The 2,896-nt window shown below is 71.7% G+C and carries 3 protein-coding genes; 1 reads left to right on the forward strand and 2 read right to left on the reverse strand.

Translation table 11 applies throughout. From position 1 onward, the window contains the following. Nucleotides 1–300: 300 nt before the first annotated feature. Complete coding sequence (locus tag D7V93_RS41200) at nucleotides 301–534, forward strand: hypothetical protein (RefSeq protein WP_014396719.1); 234 nt, start codon at nucleotides 301–303, stop codon at nucleotides 532–534. 238 nt (nucleotides 535–772) lie between these two features. Here D7V93_RS41200 and D7V93_RS41205 read toward each other — a convergent pair whose 3' ends face one another. Further along, a complete protein-coding gene (locus tag D7V93_RS41205) occupies nucleotides 773–2,374 on the reverse strand; it encodes a CAP domain-containing protein (RefSeq protein WP_372338423.1) in 1,602 nt (533 codons plus the stop codon). 2 nt (nucleotides 2,375–2,376) lie between these two features. Further along, complete coding sequence (locus D7V93_RS41210) at nucleotides 2,377–2,676, reverse strand: DciA family protein (protein ID WP_120648452.1); 300 nt, start codon at nucleotides 2,674–2,676, stop codon at nucleotides 2,377–2,379. Nucleotides 2,677–2,896 lie beyond the last annotated feature (220 nt).

Consider the following 2,896-nt stretch of genomic DNA (forward strand, 5'->3'; position numbering starts at 1 on the left):
AACTCATGGAATCTTCCTTTCACATCGCGGCCTTGCGGCATCCGAACGAGAGGTTTGAAGTCGACATTCCCCAAGAGGTAGGCGGGGGTCGGTTTGACAGTCGGCCCGACAAGTCCTAGATCCCGCGCCCACGGGCTGGTCCCGCGGGTAGTCGGCCCGTTGCGCAATCCGGTGGGAATCCTTACGTTGCGCCGCCGTTGAGCGCTACTCCGGACCGTCGTCGTTCCAGACGCACCTGTCGTCGGTAGCACTGCTCGTTCACAGACCTCGGGGGGGGAAACAGCTCATAGGGGAGGCTCCATGAAGCCGTGTCCATCCGATCTGCCGCAGACCATCAATCCCGAAGCCGGCCCCAAGCGGGCAGGCGTCGAGACGCATCGAAATCTGAACTGCAACCACTACGACAACTGTCTGGATGAAGCTGTGCGTCGCGGCTGGCAGTCCTTCACGTGCATGAAGTGCCCGATGTACGCCAACCTCGCGCCTCCGCAGATGGGGCTCGAGGCGTACGCGACCCAGCGTCGTCCCGTCTAGCGTCACGACGGACGCGGCCCTCTGCAGGGACCGCGTGATGCTGTCTCCGGCCACGCCTTTTCTCAGGGCGTGGTCGGCGTCCGCGTGGTTTTCATCCATCGCGAAGCCGCCCCGGCCTTTTTGGCCAGGAGAACGACCCGCGACCGCTGTTTCATCCCCGGGTCCGGGACATCTGGGCATGGGATGGGCCAGGAAGAAGTCAGCCATCCGCGAGGCCGTGCAGGTGCGGCACGCCGGGTCAGCGGACCGCGGCGTAGATGACGGCCACCCAGTACTGGCCCTGTCCGAAGCGCTTGGAGTTTCCCCGCACCAGCCCCACGCCCACGCGGGTGTTGGTGGCGGTGGCGAGGCTGCGCGACTCGGGGATGGCGCCCGGGTCTCCCACGACGAAGAAGTCCACCGACGCCGTGCCCGCGTCGGGCAGCACCGAGAACACCCGCTCGTGCAGGGGCGACGGCTCACCGTCTCCCGCCGAAGGCTCGTCCTGCGCGAGCGCGCGGCGGGCATGGTCGCGCGCCAGCCGCTCCAGCGCTTCGCTGCGCACCAGCGGCGGCAGCTTCAGCGCGGCGCGGTTTCGGGACAGGGCCTCGTAGGCGTCCGACAGCGGATCCGCGGAGAGCGCCGCGCCGGGAGAGGCCGCGGTGAAGACCTCCGTGACGAGCGCCTGGTCGCGCCCATCGAGCTTCTGGAAGGCCACGCCCACGCCCATGAAGCGGAACGCGGGGTCCATCAGGTTCTTGCGGTGGCCAGGGCTGTGCTCGATGCCGAAGTGCGCGGCGAGCGGTCCCGCCGCCTGCCCCAGGTTCTCTCCGGCGCGGATGTAGCGCGTGCCTTCGGGAAGCCGGCGGGTGAGGGTGGAGCCGTCCGGCGCGATGTGGCCGAAGAAGCCCTCGGAGGCCATGCGCGTGCTGTAGCGCAGCGACACGTCTTCCAGCGTCGGATCCGGCGTGAGCTCCGGCAGGTGGTGCGCGCGGCGCAGGGCGTTGATGCGCTCGTAGAGCGCGGCGCGGGCCTCGTCGAGCGTGGTGGGCTCGCGGGTCGCCTCGCGCTCGCCGCGCTCCGAGCGCGCGCCCACCTGCACGAGGAACAGCGACGCCACCTCGGGCCCCGCGCTCCCCGTGGCCACCACCTCGACCGTGTAGCCGCCGGGGCGGGTGAAGGGCAGTCGGGCGCAGAAGCCGGACGTCCCTGACGGCGCGCGGGTGAGCGGGACGCCGTCCACCTCGCCATCCGGGCGGGTGATGAAGACCTGCGGGCCGCGCAGCGGCGACACCAGCCGGCCGCAGACCATGCGCTCCGTCCCCTTCGGGGGAAGCGTCCGGGGGAAGGGAAGGATCTCCGCCTTGCGGTCCGCGAGCAGCAGCACCAGCGCGGCCCGCTCGCCGAGGAAGGCCACGCCCACGCCGAAGTGGCTCGCGCGCTCCTCGTTGAAGTCCGCGCGGGCGAGGAAGGTCTCGATGGCGTGCGCGTGCACCCAGGCGCGGATGACCAGCGCGCGCGGGGACGGATCCGCGGCGCCCGAGTCGCTGACGGCCTCGGTCAGCGTGAGCAGGTCGGGGGCGCCCGCGGTGTATTCACCCAGGGCTTCGCGCGCGAGCCGCCGGGCCGCGGTCTCCAGCGCCTTGTCGCTCGTGGGCGCACGCCGGCCCACGCGCTCGAATTCGCGGGCGACGTGCGCGCGGGCCCGGGCCTCGTGGGACTGGGGCGTCTCCGGGGTGAAGGCCGGCGCTCCTGTCTCGGAGGCGGTGACGGAGGCCACCGTCGGGGGCGGCGTCGCGGCGGGCGCGGCGGACGGCAGGACCCACGCCGCGGCGAGCAGGAGGCCTGCCAGCGCGCTCACCCTCATCGCGACTCCAGCTGGAAGGCGAGGGCCGTCACGGTGCCCGGGCCCAGCTTCGCGTTGAGGCGCTCGCAGAGGGACGCGGCCTCGCGGGTGAGGGCCTGGGCCCACTCGGCGTTCTCCACGGTGACGATGAGCGTGGTGCCGCTGAGTTGGTACGGACGGCTGTGGCGCGCGATGTTCTCGCCGGCCGCCGCCACCCAGATGGGCGTCAGCGACATCCCACGGCCCGACTCTCCGGCGAGGCGCGCCAGCACTCGGGGAAGCAGGCTCTCCAGGGTCTTGGGCTCACTGCGCGCCATCGTCGGGCGATTCTGGAACCCCTGGCGCCGGATGCCAACCGACACTTGCCTGCCCGCCCGTCGGATTCGCACCGCCCCGGGCCCTACGGTGTTCCCGGATGTGTGCACTCGCTGCGCTCCCGGGTCGCGTCACGGGCGTCCAGCCTGTAAGGTCGAGGGAAGGCCGGTCCCCCTCGGAGGTCCCATGCGTACAGTCCCCCTCCCGGTCCGGCTCCCCCCC

The organism is Corallococcus llansteffanensis (assembly GCF_003612055.1).
GTDB classification, from domain to species: Bacteria; Myxococcota; Myxococcia; order Myxococcales; family Myxococcaceae; genus Corallococcus; species Corallococcus llansteffanensis.

Coding starts and splice junctions, on each gene's coding strand:
- D7V93_RS41200 (WP_014396719.1), top strand. CDS start 301: ATGAAGCCGTGTCCATCCGATCTGCCGCAGACCATCAATCCCGAAGCC.
- D7V93_RS41210 (WP_120648452.1), bottom strand. CDS start 2,676: ATGGCGCGCAGTGAGCCCAAGACCCTGGAGAGCCTGCTTCCCCGAGTG.